The sequence below is a fragment of the Streptomyces sp. NPDC127129 genome, assembly GCF_042671585.1.
In the GTDB taxonomy this organism is placed as follows: domain Bacteria; phylum Actinomycetota; class Actinomycetes; order Streptomycetales; family Streptomycetaceae; genus Streptomyces.
The window spans coordinates 88,748-108,746 of the sequence record NZ_JBHXTV010000018.1 but is presented as its reverse complement, the minus strand read 5'-3'; the positions used below and the strand labels follow the sequence as shown (position 1 = coordinate 108,746).

At 70.6% G+C, this 19,999-nt stretch carries 23 protein-coding genes and 1 riboswitch; of the genes, 1 reads left to right on the top strand and 22 read right to left on the bottom strand.

From position 1 onward, the window contains the following. Window positions 1-32: 32 nt before the first annotated feature. The 9 genes from ACFVGW_RS29995 to rpsB all read right to left on the bottom strand — a co-directional run bounded on the left by ACFVGW_RS29995 (window position 33) and on the right by rpsB (window position 9,109). Window positions 33-1,112, bottom strand: coding sequence for a thiamine ABC transporter substrate binding subunit (locus tag ACFVGW_RS29995; RefSeq protein WP_383297005.1), 1,080 nt, complete (start codon window positions 1,110-1,112; stop codon window positions 33-35). A gap of 87 nt (window positions 1,113-1,199) precedes the next feature. After that, a riboswitch (TPP riboswitch) is annotated at window positions 1,200-1,307 on the bottom strand. A 29-nt stretch (window positions 1,308-1,336) separates the two neighbouring features. Further along, complete coding sequence (rlmN, locus tag ACFVGW_RS29990) at window positions 1,337-2,443, bottom strand: 23S rRNA (adenine(2503)-C(2))-methyltransferase RlmN (protein WP_362003367.1); 1,107 nt, start codon at window positions 2,441-2,443, stop codon at window positions 1,337-1,339. Between the two features lie 110 nt (window positions 2,444-2,553). Further along, on the bottom strand, window positions 2,554-2,739 hold the full coding sequence (locus tag ACFVGW_RS29985) for a CsbD family protein (protein ID WP_383226724.1): 186 nt from the start codon (window positions 2,737-2,739) through the stop codon (window positions 2,554-2,556). Between the two features lie 69 nt (window positions 2,740-2,808). Then, window positions 2,809-4,431, bottom strand: coding sequence for an MFS transporter (locus tag ACFVGW_RS29980; protein ID WP_385854133.1), 1,623 nt, complete (start codon window positions 4,429-4,431; stop codon window positions 2,809-2,811). A 142-nt stretch (window positions 4,432-4,573) separates the two neighbouring features. Next, window positions 4,574-5,659, bottom strand: a complete 1,086-nt coding sequence (locus ACFVGW_RS29975) for a phosphatidate cytidylyltransferase (RefSeq protein WP_352191872.1) — start codon at window positions 5,657-5,659, stop codon at window positions 4,574-4,576. Beyond that, complete coding sequence (gene frr / locus ACFVGW_RS29970) at window positions 5,659-6,216, bottom strand: ribosome recycling factor (protein WP_158990977.1); 558 nt, start codon at window positions 6,214-6,216, stop codon at window positions 5,659-5,661. Before frr ends, ACFVGW_RS29975 begins: the two co-directional genes overlap by 1 nt. A gap of 101 nt (window positions 6,217-6,317) precedes the next feature. After that, the gene (pyrH, locus tag ACFVGW_RS29965; protein ID WP_385854132.1) at window positions 6,318-7,082 is read right to left on the bottom strand and encodes a UMP kinase; all 765 of its coding nucleotides are present in this window, start codon (window positions 7,080-7,082) and stop codon (window positions 6,318-6,320) included. 158 nt (window positions 7,083-7,240) lie between these two features. Then, entirely contained in the window at window positions 7,241-8,077 is an 837-nt protein-coding gene (gene tsf / locus ACFVGW_RS29960; RefSeq protein ID WP_383226719.1) for a translation elongation factor Ts, read from the bottom strand. Between the two features lie 123 nt (window positions 8,078-8,200). Continuing rightward, window positions 8,201-9,109: a 30S ribosomal protein S2 gene (gene rpsB, locus ACFVGW_RS29955; RefSeq protein ID WP_385854131.1), complete on the bottom strand. Its 909-nt coding sequence runs from the start codon at window positions 9,107-9,109 to the stop codon at window positions 8,201-8,203. Window positions 9,110-9,364: 255 nt separating this feature from the next. On the opposite strand from rpsB, the gene ACFVGW_RS29950 reads away from it, so the two are divergent. After that, entirely contained in the window at window positions 9,365-9,859 is a 495-nt protein-coding gene (locus ACFVGW_RS29950) for a M23 family metallopeptidase (protein WP_385854130.1), read from the top strand. On the opposite strand, the gene ACFVGW_RS29945 is transcribed toward ACFVGW_RS29950, so the two are convergent. From ACFVGW_RS29945 to rplS, 13 genes are all read right to left on the bottom strand, one after another. Next, a complete protein-coding gene (locus ACFVGW_RS29945) occupies window positions 9,826-10,131 on the bottom strand; it encodes a hypothetical protein (protein WP_385854129.1) in 306 nt (101 codons plus the stop codon). The genes ACFVGW_RS29950 and ACFVGW_RS29945 overlap by 34 nt on opposite strands. Before the next feature lie 7 nt (window positions 10,132-10,138). Next, window positions 10,139-10,696, bottom strand: a complete 558-nt coding sequence (locus tag ACFVGW_RS29940; RefSeq protein ID WP_385854174.1) for a TetR/AcrR family transcriptional regulator — start codon at window positions 10,694-10,696, stop codon at window positions 10,139-10,141. Between the two features lie 53 nt (window positions 10,697-10,749). Continuing rightward, window positions 10,750-11,586, bottom strand: coding sequence for an RNA polymerase sigma factor WhiG (gene whiG, locus ACFVGW_RS29935; protein ID WP_352191877.1), 837 nt, complete (start codon window positions 11,584-11,586; stop codon window positions 10,750-10,752). Window positions 11,587-11,825: 239 nt separating this feature from the next. Next, window positions 11,826-12,989 (bottom strand): DNA-processing protein DprA, encoded by a 1,164-nt coding sequence (gene dprA, locus ACFVGW_RS29930; RefSeq protein ID WP_385854128.1) that lies wholly within the window; start codon window positions 12,987-12,989, stop codon window positions 11,826-11,828. Next, complete coding sequence (locus ACFVGW_RS29925; RefSeq protein WP_385854127.1) at window positions 12,986-14,599, bottom strand: YifB family Mg chelatase-like AAA ATPase; 1,614 nt, start codon at window positions 14,597-14,599, stop codon at window positions 12,986-12,988. Before ACFVGW_RS29925 ends, dprA begins: the two co-directional genes overlap by 4 nt. Further along, complete coding sequence (locus ACFVGW_RS29920; RefSeq protein WP_385854126.1) at window positions 14,599-15,030, bottom strand: YraN family protein; 432 nt, start codon at window positions 15,028-15,030, stop codon at window positions 14,599-14,601. The genes ACFVGW_RS29925 and ACFVGW_RS29920 overlap by 1 nt, the downstream gene beginning before the upstream one ends. Before the next feature lie 121 nt (window positions 15,031-15,151). After that, window positions 15,152-15,460, bottom strand: coding sequence for a DUF2469 domain-containing protein (locus ACFVGW_RS29915; protein ID WP_005311352.1), 309 nt, complete (start codon window positions 15,458-15,460; stop codon window positions 15,152-15,154). Between the two features lie 55 nt (window positions 15,461-15,515). After that, window positions 15,516-16,046 carry an NUDIX hydrolase gene (locus ACFVGW_RS29910; RefSeq protein WP_383226706.1) on the bottom strand — a complete coding sequence of 177 codons (531 nt, stop codon included), beginning with the start codon at window positions 16,044-16,046 and terminating at the stop codon, window positions 15,516-15,518. Between the two features lie 20 nt (window positions 16,047-16,066). Then, the gene (gene lepB / locus ACFVGW_RS29905; protein ID WP_385854125.1) at window positions 16,067-16,828 is read right to left on the bottom strand and encodes a signal peptidase I; all 762 of its coding nucleotides are present in this window, start codon (window positions 16,826-16,828) and stop codon (window positions 16,067-16,069) included. Window positions 16,829-16,891: 63 nt separating this feature from the next. Then, window positions 16,892-17,845: a signal peptidase I gene (lepB, locus tag ACFVGW_RS29900; protein WP_385854173.1), complete on the bottom strand. Its 954-nt coding sequence runs from the start codon at window positions 17,843-17,845 to the stop codon at window positions 16,892-16,894. Continuing rightward, window positions 17,760-18,818 carry a signal peptidase I gene (lepB, locus tag ACFVGW_RS29895; protein WP_385854124.1) on the bottom strand — a complete coding sequence of 353 codons (1,059 nt, stop codon included), beginning with the start codon at window positions 18,816-18,818 and terminating at the stop codon, window positions 17,760-17,762. Before lepB (ACFVGW_RS29895) ends, lepB (ACFVGW_RS29900) begins: the two co-directional genes overlap by 86 nt. Further along, a complete protein-coding gene (gene lepB / locus ACFVGW_RS29890; RefSeq protein WP_385854123.1) occupies window positions 18,811-19,572 on the bottom strand; it encodes a signal peptidase I in 762 nt (253 codons plus the stop codon). The genes lepB (ACFVGW_RS29895) and lepB (ACFVGW_RS29890) overlap by 8 nt, the downstream gene beginning before the upstream one ends. A 71-nt stretch (window positions 19,573-19,643) precedes the next feature. Then, window positions 19,644-19,994: a 50S ribosomal protein L19 gene (gene rplS, locus ACFVGW_RS29885; protein WP_315893860.1), complete on the bottom strand. Its 351-nt coding sequence runs from the start codon at window positions 19,992-19,994 to the stop codon at window positions 19,644-19,646. Window positions 19,995-19,999 lie beyond the last annotated feature (5 nt).

Genomic DNA, 19,999 nt, shown 5'->3' with positions numbered 1-19,999 from the left:
CGCGCTTCCCCGGCGGTCGGACCGCTTACGGGCTACTTCAGGACGAGCGAGGACCACGACTGGATCCACTGGTCGCGCTTCTCGGCGATCTTCTCGGGCGCCATGGTCTGCGGCTTGTCGACGACCACACCGTGCTTGGTGAACAGCTCGGGCAGCTGGGCGCCCTCGGTGACCGGGTTGACGAACATCTGCAGCGGCATGTCCTCCTGGAACTTCTTCGAGATCAGGAAGTCGATCAGCGCCTTGCCGCCCTCGGGGTTCTTCGCACCGTTCAGCAGTCCGGCGAACTCGATCTGGCGGAAGCAGGTGCCGGTGGAGACGCCGGTCGGCGCGTCCTTCGGCTGCGGCTCGGAGTAGAGGACCTCGACCGGCGGGCTGGAGGCGTACGAGACGACCAGGGGCCGGTCTCCCTTCGCCTTCTGGCCGCCGGCCGAGCCGGAGAACTCCTGGTTGTAGGCGAGCTCCCAGCTGTCGACGGTCTTCACGCCGTTGGCCTTGAGCTTCTTCCAGTAGTCCTGCCAGCCGTCGTCGCCGTACTGGGCGGCCGTGCCGAGGAGGAAGCCGAGGCCGGGAGAGGACTTCTCCGGGTTCTCGACCACGAGCAGGTCCTTGTACTCCGGCTTGGCCAGGTCGTCGAAGGTCTGCGGAGGGGCGAGCTTCTTGTCGGCGAAGTACTTCTTGTCGTAGTTGACGCAGATGTCGCCGGTGTCGATCGGGGTGACCCGGTGCTCCTTGTCGAGCTGCGCCTCGGCGGCGACGGCGTCCAGGCCCTTGGCCTCGTACGGCACGAAGATGCCGTTGTCGAGGGCGCGGGAGAGCAGGGTGTTGTCGACGCCGAAGAAGACGTCGCCCTGCGGGGAGCCCTTGGTCAGGATCTCCTTGTTGACGGCCACGCCGGCGTCGCCGCTCTTGAGGACCTTGACGGTGAAGCCGGTCTGCTTGGTGAACTCCGCCAGGACCTCCTTGGAGGCGTTGAAGGAGTCGTGGCTCACGAGGGTCACGGTCTTCGGCGCGGGCTCACCGCTCTTGCCCGCCGCGCCTCTGACGTCGTCGGTGCCACAGGCGGCGAGGGTGGTGACGCCCAGCGCGGCGGCGATGGCCGCGGCGGCCATCTTCTTGGTGCTCACTGAAATTTCCTCCTGGGTGTGACCAGGAAGAGACGCGGCCCTGCCCACCCGAGGGTGGGCAGGGCGCAACAGCTCGAGTTGCGACCGAACTTCCTACCCAGAATGACCTGGGCAAGGTTCAGAGGGTCTGCGGTCCGGTGACCGCACTCTCAGCGCTGTGGCGCTCCCCTGTCGGAATATGGAGATGTGTTCGAGCACAGACTACAAGGTCAGCGCTCCGACGCCGCGAGCTGTCCACAGGCGCCGTCGATCTCCTGCCCGCGGGTGTCACGGACGGTGACGGGGACACCGTGGGCGGCGATGGCCTCGACGAAGGCCTTCTCGTCCTCGGGCCGGGACGCGGTCCACTTCGATCCGGGCGTCGGGTTCAGCGGAATCAGGTTCACATGGACCCGCTTGCCCTTGAGCAGCCGACCGAGGAGGTCGCCCCGCCAGGCCTGGTCGTTGATGTCCCGGATCAGGGCGTACTCGATGGAGATCCGGCGGCCGGACTTCTCCGCGTACTCCCAGGCGGCGTCGAGGACCTCGCGGACCTTCCAGCGCGTGTTGACGGGCACGAGGGTGTCGCGCAGCTCGTCGTCGGGCGCGTGGAGCGAGACGGCGAGCCGGCACTTGAAGCCCTCGTCGGCGAAGCGCAGCATCGCGGGCACGAGGCCGACGGTGGAGACGGTGATGCCGCGCTGCGAGAGGCCGAGGCCGTCCGGCTCGGGGTCGGTGAGCCGGCGGATCGCGCCGACGACCCGCTTGTAGTTGGCGAGCGGCTCGCCCATGCCCATGAAGACGATGTTGCTGAGCCGCGCCGGCCCCCCGGGCACCTCGCCGTCGCGCAGGGCGCGCATCCCGTCGACGATCTGGTGCACGATCTCCGCGGTCGACAGGTTCCGGTCGAGCCCGGCCTGCCCGGTGGCGCAGAACGGGCAGTTCATCCCGCAGCCGGCCTGTGAGGAGATGCACATGGTGACCCGGTCGGGATAGCGCATGAGCACGGACTCGACGAGCGTGCCGTCGTGCAGCTTCCACAGGGTCTTACGGGTGGTGTCGTCGTCACACGAGATGTGCCGGACCACGGACATCAGGTCGGGCAGCAGCTCCCCCTGCAGCTTCTCGCGGGAGCCTGCGGGGATGTCGGTCCACTCGGCGGGGTCGTGGGCGTACCGCGCGAAGTAGTGCGTGGACAGCTGCTTGGCGCGGAACGGCTTCTCGCCGATCGCGGCGACGGCCTCCTTGCGCTCGGCGGGCGTGAGGTCGGCAAGGTGCCGCGGCGGCTTCTTGGCTCCGCGGGGGGCGACGAAAGTGAGTTCTCCGGGCTTGGGCATGGTGGTACCAGTGTCGCAGACAAAAGTCGCCCCCCTGGGGCGGCGGCGCTCGGGCCCGGGTCCGGGCTCGGGCGCCGCGGTGGGGAGGGCGCGGCCGGGGTCGGAGCGGTTCAGGAGTGGTCGCGCTTCAGGGAGTCCTTGATGCCCTCCGCCCGCTCGCGGACGCTCTTCATCGTCTCGCGGATCCTGGTCTTCGCCTGGTCCGTCCTGCCCTCGGTCTCCAGCCGTTCGTTGCCGGTGATCTTTCCTGTGACCTCTTTGAGCCTGCCCTTGGCCTTGTCCATGGCGTTGCTCATCGCCTGATCCCTTCGGTGGCCCGTCGGCTTACGTCCACGCTAGATCCGGACGGCTCCCGGCGCCCCCGCTCAGCCGCCGGTGCGTGGCGAGCCCGGCTGGGTGGAGGGGATGCGGGGGGTGAAGAACAGGGCGAGGAGGGAGCAGAGCGCGAGGATCGCCAGGGCTGCGCGGAGGCCGTCGAGACGGGCGGCCGCGTTCGCGTCCAGGGCCGCCGCGGTGACCTCGTCGGAGGTGCCCGCCTCGTCGAGCGCCTCTTGGAGCTGCGCGTCCGAGAGGAAGGGGACACCGCTCTGGAGTTCCACGGCGGCCCGGCTCTTGACGTCGGACGGGATCGCCGGGTTCTCCTCGACGCTCGTGAGGAACGACGCCGTGAGCGCGGCGATCAGGAGCGACCCTGCGAGCGCCGTACCGATCGAGGCACCGAGGTTGGTGACGGCGTTCTGCACGCCTCCGACCTCCGCGCTCCGGCTGTCGGGGACGGCGGACACGGTCACCGAACCGAGCTGCGAGGCCAGCGCGCCCATGCCGAGCCCGATCAGCAGCAGGGGGACGGTGACGATCTCCGCTCCGGCGTCGGCGTCGAGCGCCGCCATCAGCGCGACGGCCCCCGCGAGCAGCGCGAACACCCCGAGCCGTACCACCCGCCGCGGCGAGACGTCCGGAAGGAACCGGGGAATCAGGACGGCCGCCGCCAGCAGTGTCAGCGAGAGCGGCAGGATCCGCGCCCCGGTCGCGAGCGCGGACAGCCCCAGGGCGACGGAGAGGTAGAGGGGGACGACGAAGAACACGCCCATCTGGACGAGGTACTGGAAGAAGAACATCGTCAGACCGCCGGTGAGCTGCTTGTTCCGCAGCATTCCCGGGTCGACGAGAGGCTCCCCGCCGCGAGCGGCGAGGCGCGCCTCCCAGCGGAGGAAGAGCCAGACCAGGAGCAGGCCCGCCAGCATCGACCACACGACCATCGAGACGCCGAGCCAGGAGGGTGCGTCCGGCTTGGGACGGAACCAGCCCCATTCGTCCGAGCGGAGCACGCCGTAGACGAAGATCCCGAGCCCGAGCGAGGACAGTACGGCTCCGACGAGGTCGATCCGCGCGCCCTGCTCGGCCACGGCGTCGGCGATGCGGCGGGCGAACACCAGGATGACGAGCACGACGAGGACCTCGCCGGCGAAGACCCAGCGCCAGGAGAAGTACGTCGTGGCGACGCCCCCGATGAGCGGCCCGAGAGCGATGGCCACCGCTCCGGCGGCCGCCACGATCCCGTACGCGGTCGGGCGGCGCTCGGTGGCGAAGTTGCCGGCCACCAGGGCCACGATCGCGGGCATGATGAGCGCCGCCCCGATCCCTTCGAGGAACGACCAGCCCACCAGCAGCACGGGAAGGTTCGGTGCCAGCGCCGTGGTGAGGGAGCCGCAGCCGTAGATCACGCAGCCGATCATGAAGGCGCGCTTACGGCCGATCAGCGCCCCGACCTTGCCCCCGGGGATCATGAACATCGCCATCACGAGCGTGTAGGCGGTGATGGCGCCCTGGATCCCGGTCACCGTGGTGCCCACGTCGTCGGCGACCGTCGCGATCGACACGTTCATGACGGAGCTGTCCAGCGCCATCAGGAACTGACCGGACGCGAGCGTCAGCAGGACGAGACGCGCCCCCGCCGGAGCTGTCGGACTTCCTCCCCTGGATGCCATGCGCGCATCGTGCCAACGCCGACGCCGCGGCGTCCGAGACCCGCCGCAGCCGTCCACCGCATGGCCGTACCGGCGCCTCACACAACGCACGAGGGGCCCGCCGCTCTTGAGCGACGGGCCCCTCGTGAGGGAGCGGTGGAGATCAGGTCGTACCGACGAACAGCACCAGCAGCAGCCAGACCACCGGCGCCGTCGGCAGCAGCGAGTCCAGGCGATCCATGATGCCGCCGTGGCCCGGAAGCAAGGTGCCCATGTCCTTGATGCCGAGGTCCCTCTTGATCATCGACTCGCCGAGGTCGCCGAGCGTCGCGCTCGCCGCCACCGCCAGGCCGAGCAGCAGGCCCTGCCACCACGAGCCGCCGTCGACGAGGAACTCCATGCACAGCGCACCCGCCGCCATCGCGAACGTCACTGCTCCGACGAGGCCCTCGCGGGTCTTGCCGGGGCTGATCCGCGGGGCCAGCTTGTGCTTGCCGAAGCGCCAGCCGATCGCGTACGCGCCGGTGTCGCTGACGACCGTGAGCAGCAGGAACGTGAGCACCCGTTCCGCACCGTCGTCGGCCGTGAGCATCAGCGCCACGAACGTCGCCAGGAACGGTACGTAGAACGCGGCGAAGACGCCCGCCGTGACGTCCTTCAGATAGCCCTCGGGCCGTTCCGTCATCCGCCACACGAGCACCGCGAGCGCCGTCAAGGCCATGGCGACCCAGGCCCCCTCGGCGCCGCGGACGTAACCGGCCACGACCATCGCCGCGCCGCCGACCGCCAGCGGGACCAGCGGAGCCTTGATGCCCTTGCGCTCCTGGAGACGGGAGGTGAGCTCCCACAGACCGACCACGACGGCGACCGCTATGACGCCGATGAACGCGGCCTTCCAGATGAACAGGGACGCGACGATGACGGCGCCCAGACCGACACCGACCCCTATGGCGGCGCCCAGATCGCGCCCCGCGCTCTTCTTCTGCGGGGCAGCGGGCTGGGACGGGCTGGACATGGGCTCCTGCGGGTGCTCGTTCGGCGTCTCGTCACGGAACAGGGGACCGCTCGGCTGAGCGGCCCCCCGGTCGTGGTCGTCCTGGTGATCGCCGGCGGGGACGTCGGGCACGATGGGCATGGGCCGAGTCTGCGCCGCCTGCAGCCCATCGTATGCGGGACCCGCCGGGGCAGGCCCCTGGTCGGGCCCCCAGTAGCCGGAACCGGCCGGGGCCCCCCAGGAAGAGTCGTTCATCAGACCTCGAGCAGCTCGGCTTCCTTGTGCTTGAGCAGCTCGTCCACCTGCGCGACGTACTTCGCGGTGGTGTCGTCGAGCTCCTTCTCGCCGCGGCGACCCTCGTCCTCGCCGACCTCGCCGTCCTTGACCAGCTTGTCGATGGTCTCCTTCGCCTTGCGGCGGACGGAGCGGATGGAGATCTTGGAGTCCTCGGCCTTGCCCTTGGCGACCTTGATGTACTCGCGGCGGCGCTCCTCGGTCAGCTCCGGGAACACCACACGGATGATGTTGCCGTCGTTGCTCGGGTTGACGCCGAGGTCCGAGTCACGGATCGCCTGCTCGATGTTGCGCAGCGCGCTCTTGTCGAACGGGGTCACGACCGCCATGCGCGGCTCGGGAACCGAGAACGACGCCAGCTGATTGATCGGCGTGATCGCACCGTAGTAGTCCGCCACGATCTTGTTGAACATCGCCGGGTGCGCACGCCCGGTGCGGATCGCGGCGAAGTCCTCCTTGGCGACCACGACGGCCTTCTCCATCTTCTCCTCGGCCTCGAGGAGGGTCTCTTCGATCACCACTTGCTCCTGCGTGTCGTCGCGTCTTGTCCTGCACGGTGTACGACCGGCAGGGCTCTGTCCATCCCCTCGCGGGGAGGTACCCGGATTCGAGCCGAGGCTCAGGCCCGGGTGCCCTGGTCGTTCACGAGCGTGCCGATCTTCTCACCCTTCACCGCGCGCGCGATATTGCCCTCGGCGAGCAGTTCGAAGACGAGGATCGGCAGCTTGTTGTCGCGGCACAGCGTGATGGCGGTGGCGTCGGCGACCTTGAGGTCGCGGGAGATGACCTCTCCGTACTCCAGCGCGTCGTACTTCACCGCGTCCGGGTTCTCCTTCGGGTCGGAGTCGTAGACCCCGTCGACGCCGTTCTTGCCCATGAGCAGGGCCTCGGCGTCGATCTCCAGGGCACGCTGGGCGGCCGTGGTGTCGGTGGAGAAGTACGGCATGCCCATACCGGCGCCGAAGATGACCACGCGGCCCTTCTCCAGGTGGCGCACGGCCCGCAGCGGGATGTACGGCTCCGCGACCTGGCCCATGGTGATGGCGGTCTGGACGCGGGAGTCGATGCCCTCCTTCTCCAGGAAGTCCTGGAGGGCGAGGCAGTTCATGACGGTGCCGAGCATGCCCATGTAGTCGGAGCGGGCCCGGTCCATGCCGCGTACCTGCAGCTCGGCGCCGCGGAAGAAGTTGCCGCCGCCGATCACGACCGCGATCTCCGCCCCGTCGCGTACGACTGCGGCGATCTCGCGGGCGATCTTGTGCACGACGTCGGGGTCGACGCCGAGACCGCCGCCTCCGGCGAATGCCTCACCGGACAGCTTCAGCATGAAGCGGCCGGCCTTTTTGCCGTGGTTGTCGTCGCCCTGTACGGCGCTCTGGTTCATGGAGATCTCCTCGTGCACATACGACGAAGGCCATTGCCGGTGGGTCCTTGCGGTTTCCCCTGCGGCAATGGCCTCCTCGTCAGAACTGCGGTCGTCCTACGCGAGCGCGGGCGACTGCTTCAGACCCTACCCGGGCCCGGTGTCCGTCGCGTACGGACTCAGATGCCGACCTTGATGCGCGAGAAGCGCTTCAGGGTGACACCGGCCTCGTCCAGGATCTGCTGGACGGACTTCTTGTTGTCCAGCGCGTACGGCTGGCCGAGCAGCGTGGCGTCCTTGAAGAAGCCGTTGACGCGACCCTCGACGATCTTCGGGAGCGCGGCCTCCGGCTTGCCCTCGGCGCGGGTGGTCTCCTCGGCGACGCGACGCTCGGTCTCGACGACCTCGGCCGGGACGTCCTCACGGGTGAGGTACTTCGGCGCGAAGGCGGCGATGTGCTGCGCGACACCCTTGGCGACCTCGGCGTTCTCCTTGTCGAACTCGACGAGAACACCGATCTGCGGGGGCAGGTCGGGCATGGTGCGGTGCATGTAGGCCGAGACGAAGCCGTCGGCGTACTGCGCGAAGCGGTCGAGAACGATCTTCTCGCCCAGGTTGGCGTTGGCCTCGTCGACGTACGCCTGGACCGTCTTGCCGGGCTCGATCTCGGAGGCGAGCAGCGCCTCCAGGTCGGCCGGGGAGGTGGCGGCGACGTGGGCGGCGAGCGCGTTGGCGACGGCCTGGAACTTGTCACCCTTGGCGACGAAGTCCGTCTCGCACTTCAGCTCGACGAGGACACCGGAGGTGTTGTCGTCGGCGATGAGGGAGACGACGGCGCCGTTCTCGGCAGAGCGGCCCTCGCGCTTGGCGACGCCCTTCTGGCCCTTGATGCGCAGGGCCTCGACGGCCTTGTCGACGTTGCCGTCGGCCTCGTCCAGAGCCTTCTTGCAGTCCATCATGCCGGCGCCGGTGAGCTCACGGAGCTTCTTGACGTCAGCGGCGGTGTAGTTCGCCATGAGTCTGAGTTTCTCTCTCGAAGTCTGAAAGATCTACGGGTGGACGGCGGAGGCTTCGTGGGCCCCCGCCGTCGACATCCGATACAACCAACCGGACCTGACCCGTGAAGGTCGGGCCGTGGGTCAGGCCTGCTCGGCCTCGGCGGCCGGAGCCTCAGCAGCCGGGGCGTCGGCGGCCGGAGCCTCGGCGGCCGGGGCGTCGGCGGCCTTCTCGGCCTCGGCGGCGGCCGGAGCCTCGGCCTCGTCAGCCTTCTTCTCACCCTCGAGCAGGTCGCGCTCCCACTCGGCGAGCGGCTCGCCGGCGGCCTTCTCGCCCGGCTTCGAGTCGCCGGTCGCGGCGCCGGAGCGGGCGATGAGGCCCTCGGCGACGGCGTCGGCGATCACGCGGGTGAGCAGGGTGACGGAGCGGATCGCGTCGTCGTTGCCCGGGATCTTGTAGTCGACCTCGTCGGGGTCGCAGTTGGTGTCGAGGATCGCGACGACCGGGATGTGGAGCTTGCGCGCCTCACCGACGGCGATGTGCTCCTTCTTGGTGTCGACGATCCAGACGGCGCTCGGCACCTTCTGCATCTCGCGGATACCACCGAGGGTCTTCTCCAGCTTGGCCTTCTCGCGGGAGAGGACCAGGAGCTCCTTCTTGGTGAGGCCGGACGCGGCCACATCCTCGAAGTCGATCTGCTCGAGCTCCTTGAGGCGCTGCAGACGCTTGTAGACGGTGGAGAAGTTGGTGAGCATGCCACCGAGCCAACGCTGGTTGACGTACGGCATGCCGACACGCGTCGCCTGCTCGGCGATGGCCTCCTGGGCCTGCTTCTTCGTACCGACGAACATGATGGAGCCGCCGTGGGCGACGGTCTCCTTGACGAACTCGTAGGCGCGGTCGATGTACGACAGCGACTGGAGCAGGTCGATGATGTAGATGCCGTTGCGCTCGGTGAAGATGAAGCGCTTCATCTTCGGGTTCCAGCGACGGGTCTGGTGACCGAAGTGGACGCCGCTCTCCAGCAGCTCCCGCATCGTGACGACGGCCATGGCCGTATCTCCTTGTGTTTCTCGGTTATGTCCTGACACCCCGACGCGCCGTGCCGCAAGGGACCGAAAGGCGCTGCCACGACCGGTGAAGGTTGGGTGGCGGGGCGTGCGAAGTCGACCCGGTGACCCGGATCGCCATAGGAAGTGTACGGGACCCCGGGGGTGCCGGGTGACGGCGCTGTCCACAACCGGCCGGTATTCCACAGATACCAACCATGATCAACGCGAATCGGGCGGCTGCGGGACGGTGTCCCCATGCACCTCATGACGCACCTGCTTCTCGCCCTGGCGCTGATGTGGCCCCTGGGGCCGCCGCGCCCGGAGATCGTCCGTGGCTGGGAACCACCGGCCGGCCCGTACGCGGCCGGTCACCGCGGAGTCGACCTGGCCGCACCGGTGGGCGCCCCGGTCCGCGCGGCGGCATCGGGCGTGGTCACGTTCGCGGGGCGCGTGGCCGGCCGCGGGGTTCTCACGATCACGGTGCCGGGCACCGGAGAGCCGCCCCTGCGCACCACGTACGAACCGGTGGAGCCGCGCGTCACGGCGGGCACGGCGGTCACCCGTGGCGACCCTGTCGCCACGCTCGCTCCCCCGCCGCCCGGGAACCCCCACTGCCCGGAATCCTGTCTGCACTGGGGCCTGCTGCGGGGCGACACATATCTGAACCCCCTGCTGCTCCTGAACCGCGCCCCGTCGAGACTGCTCCCGGTGACGGATCAGCCGACGTTCCCGGAGGGCACCAGGTCGTAGAGGTAGGAGCGATCACCCTTGAAGCTGCGCCACACGGTGGCCGGGGGTTCGGGCTCGTCGCCGGTGCCGTTCACGGGGTGGGCGGTGACGAGGCCGTCGGCGATCTCGCAGTGCCAGCCGAGGCCGGGCGCCCAGAGGCACCGCACCTGGCCGTCCGTGCGCCGGTACGCGGGGCGGCCGTGCTGCTCGCCGTCCCTCGCGAAGAGATGGCGCAGGCCGTCGACGTGGCGCACGAAGGTGATCGAGGCGTGGTCCGTGGTCCGGTCCGTCATGGCCCGGTCAGCCGGTGGCGCCGCGGAGGGCCATGGAGACCGCGGCCTCGGCGATGGTGTCCGGGTTCTCGGCCGCGCCCAGCTCGATACGGCGCACCGCCGCGTCCACGACGCCCTGGAGGAGCATCGCGCCCAGGCGGGGCTGGGCCTGGCCCAGGTCGGCGAGGGCTTCGACGATCATGGCGACGAGGCCGCCGTGGGCCGCGCGGATCTTCTCGCGGGCACCGTCGTCGAGCTCACTGGCGGAGATCGCGACGACCGCGCGGTGGCGCCGGTCGCCCACGAGCTCCAGCTGCGTGCGTACGTACGCCTCGACCTTGCCCTCGGCGGTGTCGGCCGCCGCCATCGCCGTCTCGACCTCGGCCGCCCAGACGGGGAAGTCGACGGCGCACAGCTCCTCGACCACGGCCGCGCGGGAGCGGAAGTACTCGTACACCGAGGAGCGGGCGAGGCCCGTGCGCTCGGCGAGGGCGGGGAAGGTCAGCGCCTCCGTACCGCCCTCGGACAGCAGGGAACGCGCGGCGTCCAGCAGGGCGCCGCGCTGCATCGTCCGGTGCTCGGCCACGGAGGCCGCTCGAATCCTGGGCACGGCTCCACCATACGACCGGCCGCGCTCGGTCAGCGTCCTGCATCGGCCAGCTTGGCCCGCAGCTGCAGGACGGACTTGGTGTGGATCTGGCTGACGCGGCTCTCGGTGACGCCGAGGACCTGGCCGATCTCGGCGAGGGTGAGGCCCTCGTAGTAGTAGAGCGTGACGACGGTCTTCTCCCGCTCGGGGAGGGTGTTGATGGCGCGGGCGAGGAGCCTGCGCAGCTCGCGGTCCTCGGCGACCTCGACCGGGTTGTCGGCGGCGGTGTCCTCCAGGGTGTCCATGAGCGACAGCCGGTCGCCGCCCTCGCCGCCCGCGTGGAGCAGCTCCTCCAGGGCGACGACGTTCGCGAGGGACAACTGGCTGAAAACCGCGTGCAGCTCCTCCAGCCCGATGTCCATCTCGGCCGCGACCTCGCTCTCGGTCGGGGTCCGCCGGAGCTTGGCCTCGAGGGTGGCGTAGGCGCGCTCGACGTTGCGCGCCTTCTGCCGTACGGAGCGCGGGATCCAGTCCAGGGCGCGGAGTTCGTCGATCATCGCGCCCCGGATGCGGGTGATCGCGTAGGTCTCGAACTTGATCGACCGCTCGACGTCGAACTTCTCGATGGCGTCGATCAGCCCGAAGACTCCGGAGGAGACGAAGTCGGCCTGTTCCACGTTGGAGGGCAGCCCCACGCTGACGCGGCCGGCGACGTACTTGACCAGCGGCGAGTAGTGCAGGATCAACTGCTCCCGCAGCCGCTCGTCGCCCGTGTCCTTGTACGACCGCCACAGCTCGTCGAGCGATGTCGGTGCGGGTGGTCGCACGGCGCCCCGGGCTGCTGGGGGCACCGCAGCGCGGTCAGACCCGGAGGTGTGCTGGGGCATGCGTCGCCTTGAGCCGTTCTGCTGGCGGATGGGTCGGTCTGGGGGTCCGGCAGGGAATGCTGGTGAGCGTAGCGTGACTGGACCGTCGCGGTGTGCGAACCTCTGCGGATCGCACCGCTCCGGGTGGCCGGCCTCGGCCACGCTTTCGAACCCGGGCGAGGGCACGCTTCGGCCGCCGGGGTGCGACCTGGAGAACTGGCTGGTTCATCACCATCACCATTTCACCCGAATGCTCCAGGTCAAGTACCGCCTCGCCGCACATTCGCCCCTTCCGTGGGGGTGTTCGTCAACTGCCAGTCGTCTCCTTGCCGTTCGACGAACCCCAGGGAGTGCAGTTCGTAGAGTCGGGCGAGGGTGTCGTCGGTGGACGAGCCGGCCCGGTCGCCGATCGTCCTCACGGGCGCGGGGCGGCCCGCGGGCATCGCTTCGAGGACGCGGGTGGCGTCGGGGCCGAGGAGGTCCCTGGGCAGGACGGGTCCGCGCCTCACCGGGGCGAGTTGACCCATGTCCCCGACGAGTTCGATCACTTCGGCCGCGTCGGTGACGAGGGTGGCCTCGCCGCGCAGGAGTTCGTGGACGCCTGCGGAGAGGCCGCTGGTGACGGCGCCGGGCACCCCCATGGTGTGGCGGCCGAGCCGTGCGGCGGCGCGCGCGGTGACGAGGGAGCCGCTGCGGTACTCGGCCTCGACGACGACGGTGCCGCGGGTCAGGGCGGCGATGACCCGGTTGCGGAGGATGAATCTGCTGGGTGTGGGGTGACTGCCGGGTGGTAACTCGCCGATGACGAGTCCCTGTTCGGCGATGCGTCCGATGAGTCCGGCATGGCCGCGGGGGTAGGGGGTGTCGACGCCGCAGGCGAGGACGGCGACGGTGGCGCCCTGGGCGGCGAGGGCTCCTCTGTGGGCGGCGCCGTCGACGCCGAAGGCGGCGCCGGAGACGACCACCCACCCCTCTTCGGCGAGCCCTGAGGCGAGCGTGGTGGCCATGTGGGCGCCGTAGGGGGTGCAGGCACGGGCACCGACGACGGCGACGGAGCGCAGGGCCCAGGTCCGCAGGTCGGCAGGGCCCCGGATCCAGAGCCCGACGGGCCGGGCGTCGCCGAGGTCGTCGAGCTGGCGGGGCCACTCCGCGTCGCCGGGGACGACGAGCCGGCCGCCGTGCCGCTCGGCGGCGTCCAGGTCCCGCCGCGGTTCCACGGCCGCGGCGCGGCGGCGCCACCCGTCGACCCGTTTCGCCCCGGTGCCGGGGAAGGGGGTGCCCTCCCGGGCGTCTGCCGGGTCTCGGAGCCGCTCCAGGAACCCCGGGGGCCCGTACGCCCGCAGCCACCGGCCGGCGTGGGTGTCACCGGGTTCGACGACACGGGTGAGGGCAGCGCGGGCGAGGCGTTCGTCGTCGGAGGTCATGCGCGGTCCCCCGCTCCCACCGGTACGCCCCGGGCGATGCCGGTACGCAGTTCGAGGGCGAGGTCGACGTCCTGGGCGTCGGGCCGGTCGTGGCCCGCGAGGTCCGCGACGGTCCAGGCGACGCGCAGGACCCGGTCGAGTCCGCGGGCGGTGAGCATCCCCCGCTCGATGTCCCGCTCCGCCGCGGCGAGGGCTCCGGGGCCGACGAGGAAGCGGGTGCGCAGTTCGTGGCCGGGCACCTCGCTGTTGACGGTCCAGGGCGTGCCGGCGAGCCGGGCGGCGGTGCGGGCGCGCGCCTCGCGGACCCGGTCGGCGACGGTGGCGGTGGCTTCGCCGCGTCCGCCCTGGCCGAGGAGGTCCGAGCGGGTGACGGGTTCGGCTTCGACCCGGAGGTCGATGCGGTCGAGGAGCGGGCCGGAGAGCCGGGCCTGGTAGCGGCGGATCAGGGAGGCGGGGCACTCGCAGCCGGCGCCGCGCAGGGTGTGCCGTCCGCAGGGGCAGGGGTTGGCGGCGAGGGCGAGCAGGAAGCGGGCGGGGAGCCGGACCACCCCAGCGGCGCGGGCGACGACGACGTGCCCGGATTCGAGGGGCTGCCGCAGGGCGTCGAGCGCCTTCCCGGAGAACTCCGGCGCCTCGTCGAGAAAGAGCACGCCGCGATGGGCGAGGGAGACGGCGCCGGGGCGTGGGAGTCCGTTGCCGCCGCCGACGAGGGACTGCATGGTCGCGGAGTGGTGGGGCGCGCAGTAGGGCGCACGCCGGACGAGCGGTTCGCCGGGCGGGAGGATGCCGGCGACGGAGTGGACGGCGGTGACTTCGAGGGACTCTTGGCGGGTGAGGGGCGGCAGGATGCCGGGGAGGCGTTCGGCGAGCATGGTCTTGCCGGCTCCGGGCGGTCCGGAGAGCAGCAGGTGGTGGCTGCCCGCGGCGGCGACTTCCAGGGCGCGGCGGGCGCCGTGCTGGCCGGCGACGTCGGCGAGGTCGGGTCCGTCGAGGGGATCGGCGGAGAGGCCGGTGCCGACTCCGGCGCCGGGGACGAGGAGTCCGGCGAGCATGGCGTCGGGGCGCCCCTCCTCGGCGGGTTCCTCTGCGGGGACGGGTTCGTCGGAGAGGACGGCGATGAGCTGGCGCAGGCTGCGGACGCCGAGGACGGAGACCCCGGGGACGAGCGCGGCTTCGCCGGCCGTCTGCTCGGGGACGACGACCTGCCGGTAGCCGGCTTCGGCGGCGGCGAGGACGGCGGGCAGGACGCCCCGCACGGGCCGGACGCGGCCGTCGAGTCCGAGTTCGCCGATGAGGACCAGGTCGGCGATGCCCCGGGGGTCGATCCGCTCGGCGGCGCCGAGGACGGCGGCGGCGACGGCGAGGTCGAATCCGGATCCGCCTTTCGGGACGGAGGCGGGGCTGAGTCCGACGGTGAGCTTCTTCTGCGGCCATTCGGCGTCGGAGTTGACGATGGCGGCCCTGACACGGTCGCGGCTCTCGGTGAGGCTCTTGTCGGGCAGTCCGACGAGGGTGAAGGCGGCGACTCCGGCTTCCAGATCGGCCTGGACCTCGACGACGACGCCTTCGACGCCGACGAGGGCGACGGAACAGGTGCGGGCGAATCCCATCACGCCACCCCCTGGGCGTGGGTGACGACCGGGGCGCCCCGACGGGGCAGGACCACGCCGACGAGGTCGATGCGGACGCCCCCGTCGGGCGGTGGTCCGCCGTGGCGGTCGAGCCAGCAGGCCGCGAGGCGTTTGAGCCGGTCGGCCTTGGCGGGGGTGACGGCGGCCATGGGGTGCTCGAAGGCGCCGTCACGCCGGGTCTTGACCTCGCAGACGACGACGGTGTCCCCGTCCCGGGCGACGATGTCGATCTCTCCGGTGCGTCCGCAGCGCCAGTTCCGGGCGAGGATGCTCATCCCGGCCTCGGTCAGCCTGCGGACCGCGAGCTGTTCTCCGTACCGCCCGAGGGCGTTCCTCGGGTTCGTCCGGCTCGCCGACGTGCCCGGCCCACTCGTCGTGTGCGTCGTGCTCGATGCGCTCGGTGCGTTCATCGGTACCACCTCCGGCACCGACTGTGACGCCTCGCCACGTTCCGTGTGCGGACCGGTGGACGGCCGAGCGTCTGTGGAAAACCTCGTCACTCGTCCGAGTGATTCACACCGGGCCGCGGCATCAGCTGCCGGGAAGCTCCAGGTCGCTCTTGTTGAGCTCCTCGATGTTCACGTCCTTGAACGTGAGGACGCGGACCTGCTTGACGAACCTGGCCGGCCGGTACATGTCCCAGACCCAGGCGTCGGCCATGGACACCTCGAAGAACACCTCGCCCTGGACCGAGTGCACCTGCATCTCGTAGTCGTTGGTGAGGTAGAAGCGACGCTCGGTCTCGATCACATATTTGAACAGCCCGACGACATCGCGGTACTCCCGGTAGAGCTTCAGCTCCATCTCGGTCTCGTACTTCTCGAGGTCCTCGGCGCTCATGGCATGTTCCCCTTCAGCCGTGCGTCCACCTATTGTGCGCCAGCCGCTCGCACCGTTAAGCGATTTCCGGGGCGAGCACCACCGGTGAACTCGGCGGTCCCTCGTCGAGCAGCCTGTGCAGCAGCTCGGCGAGTCTGGTCGGGTACACCGTCTCACGCGCCGCCGACAGTTCGGCGGAGGTCCACCACCTCAGCCCGGAGACACTGCGCTGCTCCAGCTCGGTGAGGCCGCCCGGGGCCGTCACCGTCTGCCGGGTTCGCGCCAGGTAGTACCACTCGTCCTGGTCCCAGCGCCGCCCGTCGAACGGGAAGGAGCAGAGCCGCTGCCAGAGGACCGGTCCCAGTTCGACGTCGGTGATCCCGGTCTCCTCGGCGAGCTCGCGCAGCACCGCCTCCTCCCGGGTCTCGTCGCCCTCCAGGCCGCCACCGGGCGTGAACCACCAGGTCTGGGCCGGGTCCTCGGGCTCGTACCCGTGCATGAGGAGGATGCGGTCGTCGGGGTCGAGCAGGACGACCCGCGCCACCCGCCGAAGCTCCCGCCCGCCGAAGCGGTGCGGCCCCCCGGCCGAAGCCTCCGTACCCGTCATGCGGCCACCGTCTCCACCCGTCACGCGTCCACCGTCTCCCTGCCCGACGACCGGTCTCCCGAGCGGCCCGCGGACCGTCCGCCCACCAGCCGCGCCACCGGGCCGTACGCGGCCCCGGCAAGGATCAGTACACACCCGCCGACGATCGCGTAGAAGAGCGGCTCGACCGGGCCGCGCTCCGAGACCCCGCCGGGCAGCGCCGCGAAGGCGGTGGGGCGCTCCACCAGCTCCGTCCCGGGCCAGGCGACGGCGTCGACCCGGGCGGTGACCGCGGAGCTCGGTACGGAGCCGTGACCGGCCTCCTCCAGGTGGGTCCTGGAGTCCAGGGAGTTGTGCCGCTCGTCGCCGAGCAGGAAGAGCTTTCCCTCCGGCACGGCCGCCGAGAACTTCTGCCCCGATACCGGGGCGCCGGGCCGGGTGTACGGCTCCTCGATCGCCCTGCCGTCGATCGTGAGCCGTCCGTCCTTGTCGCAGCAGGCGACGGTGTCGCCACCGACGCCGACGACGCGCTTCACCATGGGCACGTCGCCCCAGAGCGGGTCGTTGAAGATGACGATGTCGCCGCGCCGCACCTCGTCGCCGTCGATCCGCTGCGCGAGGACCTTCGATCCGACGGCCAGGGCCGGCGTCATCGAGTCACTGGGCACGCTGTACGGCTGGTAGACCACGGCTCCCCAGGCGAAGCCGCCGAGGAAGAGCACACAGCCGACGGCCACGACCAGCCCCGACAGCACGCTGCCGAGGCGGCCGCGGCCGCCTTCCGTACGTATGGTTCCGCTCATCCCAGCGCTCCCCACCTCGAAGGTCGGTTCGACGATCTGGGACGGCACCCTACCCGGGCGCCCCTACTCGGCGGTATGCCGAGCGGTGAGCCTCTTCCTGCGCCACAGCACCAGCGGCAGCGCACCGGCCAGACCGGCGGCGCCCGGGGCGACGGCCAGCGCCTGGCTGAGCCCCGGCTGGTCGAAGGTCTCCGGCACGGGCAGCGTCGACCAGCGGGTGACCGGCCAGGCCACGAAGACGGCGCGGCCGACGACCTGGTCGTTCGGGACGGTGCCGCCGCCGGCGAGGTTCTGGTGGTAGCGGGAGTCCAGCGAGTTCTGCCGGTTGTCGCCCATCACCCAGATGCTGTCCTTGGGGATGGTGATCGGCCCGAAGGGCTTGTCACCGCAGGGCGAGGAGCCGGGGTAGATGTACGCGGTCTCGTCCAGCGCCTTGCCGTTGAGGATGACCTTGCCGCCCTCCTTGCAGGAGACCGTGTCGCCGCCCACCGCGATGACGCGCTTGATCAGATCCTTCTCCTCGGCGGACGGCATCAGGCCGATGAAGGAGAGGAACTCCTGGAGCACGTTGGGGTCGGGAGTGGGCTCGCCCTCCAGCCAGCCGCCCGGGTCGTGGAAGACGACGACCTCGCCGCGCTCCGGCTCGGAGCCGAACCACGGGGTCAGCTTGTCCACCAGGACCCGGTCGCCACGCTGCAGCGTGTTCATCATCGAGTCCGAGGGGATCGAGAACGCCTGCACCAGGAACGTCTTGATCAGCAGCGCGAGCAGCAGGGCGATACCGATCAGCAGCGGCAGTTCCTTCCAGAAGGAACGCGGCTTCCTGGGGGCATCGTCGGCCTCGCCGTCCTCCCCGGCCTCGCCGCCCTGTCCGGTGCCGCCGGCGTCGGCCGCGCCGTCCGCGGGGTCGGCGTCCGACCGGTCGCCGGAGTCATCCCTCATGGCCACCGACGACTCGGTGAGGCGCTCGGGCCTCTCCTCGGGATCGTCGTGTCCGGATCGTGCGCCGACGGCCACATCCCCCACATCCACTCCTCAGTCCGTGCATATGCCTGCCCCAGAACAGGGACAGGCCCATCACTCCCATAACGAGCGGGAGTTCCGCAGGGGTCGGGAGCCAGGGCAATCCGTTCAGATTCCGCGAAGACACACTATGCGACACACCGTGTGCGGACACAGCTCCCGAACGACCGTCCGGTACGGCCGCAAACGTGTCCGGCTCCTCCAGGCGCCGCCAGTGGCTCACCGGCCAGACGATGCCCACCGCGCGGCCGACGACGTCGTCCACGGAGATCGTCCCCTGGTCCTTCTCCTCGAGATGGAAGCGCGAGTCGGCGGAGTCCGAGCGGTGGTCGCCCAGCACGAAGATCCGGCCCTGGGGCACCGTCACCTTGAACTTGATCTTCGAGGGTTCGTTCCCGGGGTGCAGGTAGGGCTCGTCGAGCGGTACGCCGTTGACCGTGACCCGCCCGTCCTTGTCGCAGCAGGCGACGGTGTCGCCGCCGACGGCCACCACGCGCTTGATCAGGTCCTGTTCGTCGGCCGACGGCAGCAGTCCGATGAAGGTCAGGGCCTGCTTGACCTGCTTGACGCCGACCGGGTCGTCGGCGGGCGGCCCGGCGTCCTGGAGCCAGTTGCCGGGGTCCTTGAAGACCACGACGTCACCGCGCTGCGGAGTGGAACCGAACCAGGGGGTGAGTTTGTCGACCACGACCCGGTCGTCGATCCGGATCGTCTGTTCCATCGAGCCGGACGGGATGACGAACGCCTGGACCAGGAAGGTCTTCAGGACGAGCGCGATCAGCACCGCGACCATGACGAGGAGCGGGATCTCCTTGACGGCCGAGCGCTGCCGCCGGCGCTTGACCTTGCGGGCGAGCTTGCGCCGCTCCGCCCGCCCGGGCATCGGCCGGCCGCTCTCCGTGGGCCGCGTGCCGGTGGGCAGCGGTGTGTCGGCGCGGTGCCCGGCCGCCCTGCCGCGGTTACCCATGGCCACCCGCCGCGGGAGCGGGTACGCCGTCGAAGGCGCCGGTCGCCGGCACACCGGACCAGCGGCCGAAGGGCCAGCCGATCCAGTCGGCGCGGCCGATCACCTGCTCGACGGGCACCATGCCGCCGCCCGGCTGACCGAGGTGGTCCCGGGAGTCGCTCGACTGACTGCGGTGGTCGCCCATCACCCACAGGGTGCCCTGCGGTACGACGATGTCGAAGGGAACCTTCGACGGCGCGTCGCCCAGTTGGACGTACCACTCCTCGACGGGCGTGCCGTTGACGGTGAGCCGGCCGTTCGCGTCGCAGCAGACGACACGGTCGCCGCCGACGCCCACGACGCGCTTCACGAAGTCGGTCTCGGCGGGCTCGGCGAGGCCGAGGGCCGCGGCGGTGCCGTGCAGGAGCCCGGTGACCGGGTTCTCCTCGGGCACCTCCTGGAGGAAGGATCCGGTGCCGTCGAAGACGACGACGTCCCCGCGGCGGGGCTGGTCGCCGAACCGGTACGCCAGCTTGTTCACCAGGATCCGGTCCCCGACCTGGAGCGTCGGCTCCATCGAGCGGCTGGGGATCAGGAAGGGCTGCAGCACGAAGTGGCTGAGGAGCAGCAGGAAGAGAACACAGGCGCCGCCGAGGACCCCCGTACGGCGCCAGGACCATCCGGACCACCCGGGCCCGGATATACGCGCGGAGCGCGACCGCTCCTCCGTCTCGGAGGAGCGGTCGCGCTCCGTGTGCTGTGCTTCGGTGTCCATCGAGGGCAGAGCCTATCCGGCCGCCCTGTGAGTCAGTGCTCCGAAGCCCCGCGCGAACGGTGAGCCGAAGCTCAGTTGTCGCGCTTCTCCTTGATCTTGGCAGCCTTACCGCGCAGCTCACGCAGGTAGTAGAGCTTGGCGCGACGGACGTCACCGCGGCTGACGAGCTCGATCTTCTCGAAGATCGGGCTGTTCACCGGGAAGGTGCGCTCGACGCCGACGGAGAACGAGACCTTGCGGACCGTGAAGGTCTCGCTGACGCCCGAGCCCTGGCGGCGGATGACGACACCCTTGAACTGCTGGATACGGGAGCGGTTGCCCTCGATGACGCGCACGTGGACGTTCACGGTGTCGCCGGGACGGAAGGCGGGGAGGTCGGAGCGGAGCGAAGCCGCGTTGACCGAGTCGAGCAGGGAGGCCATGGTGG

Excerpts from the sequence above, each read along its gene's own strand:
- ACFVGW_RS29915 (WP_005311352.1), bottom strand. The coding sequence starts at position 15,460 with ATGAGCGCCGAGGACCTCGAGAAGTACGAGACCGAGATGGAGCTGAAG.
- rpsB (WP_385854131.1), bottom strand. The coding sequence starts at position 9,109 with ATGGCCGTCGTCACGATGCGGGAGCTGCTGGAGAGCGGCGTCCACTTC.
- ACFVGW_RS29995 (WP_383297005.1), bottom strand. The coding sequence starts at position 1,112 with ATGGCCGCCGCGGCCATCGCCGCCGCGCTGGGCGTCACCACCCTCGCC.
- ACFVGW_RS29950 (WP_385854130.1), top strand. The coding sequence starts at position 9,365 with ATGCACCTCATGACGCACCTGCTTCTCGCCCTGGCGCTGATGTGGCCC.
- ACFVGW_RS29925 (WP_385854127.1), bottom strand. The coding sequence starts at position 14,599 with ATGGGATTCGCCCGCACCTGTTCCGTCGCCCTCGTCGGCGTCGAAGGC.
- pyrH (WP_385854132.1), bottom strand. The coding sequence starts at position 7,082 with ATGAACCAGAGCGCCGTACAGGGCGACGACAACCACGGCAAAAAGGCC.
- ACFVGW_RS29910 (WP_383226706.1), bottom strand. The coding sequence starts at position 16,046 with ATGACGGGTACGGAGGCTTCGGCCGGGGGGCCGCACCGCTTCGGCGGG.
- ACFVGW_RS29945 (WP_385854129.1), bottom strand. The coding sequence starts at position 10,131 with ATGACGGACCGGACCACGGACCACGCCTCGATCACCTTCGTGCGCCAC.
- lepB (WP_385854123.1), bottom strand. The coding sequence starts at position 19,572 with ATGGACACCGAAGCACAGCACACGGAGCGCGACCGCTCCTCCGAGACG.
- whiG (WP_352191877.1), bottom strand. The coding sequence starts at position 11,586 with ATGCCCCAGCACACCTCCGGGTCTGACCGCGCTGCGGTGCCCCCAGCA.
- ACFVGW_RS29980 (WP_385854133.1), bottom strand. The coding sequence starts at position 4,431 with ATGGCATCCAGGGGAGGAAGTCCGACAGCTCCGGCGGGGGCGCGTCTC.
- tsf (WP_383226719.1), bottom strand. The coding sequence starts at position 8,077 with ATGGCGAACTACACCGCCGCTGACGTCAAGAAGCTCCGTGAGCTCACC.
- ACFVGW_RS29985 (WP_383226724.1), bottom strand. The coding sequence starts at position 2,739 with ATGAGCAACGCCATGGACAAGGCCAAGGGCAGGCTCAAAGAGGTCACA.
- rplS (WP_315893860.1), bottom strand. The coding sequence starts at position 19,994 with ATGGCCTCCCTGCTCGACTCGGTCAACGCGGCTTCGCTCCGCTCCGAC.
- lepB (WP_385854125.1), bottom strand. The coding sequence starts at position 16,828 with ATGAGCGGAACCATACGTACGGAAGGCGGCCGCGGCCGCCTCGGCAGC.
- rlmN (WP_362003367.1), bottom strand. The coding sequence starts at position 2,443 with ATGCCCAAGCCCGGAGAACTCACTTTCGTCGCCCCCCGCGGAGCCAAG.
- dprA (WP_385854128.1), bottom strand. The coding sequence starts at position 12,989 with ATGACCTCCGACGACGAACGCCTCGCCCGCGCTGCCCTCACCCGTGTC.
- ACFVGW_RS29920 (WP_385854126.1), bottom strand. The coding sequence starts at position 15,030 with ATGAACGCACCGAGCGCATCGAGCACGACGCACACGACGAGTGGGCCG.
- lepB (WP_385854124.1), bottom strand. The coding sequence starts at position 18,818 with ATGGGTAACCGCGGCAGGGCGGCCGGGCACCGCGCCGACACACCGCTG.
- ACFVGW_RS29975 (WP_352191872.1), bottom strand. The coding sequence starts at position 5,659 with ATGAACGACTCTTCCTGGGGGGCCCCGGCCGGTTCCGGCTACTGGGGG.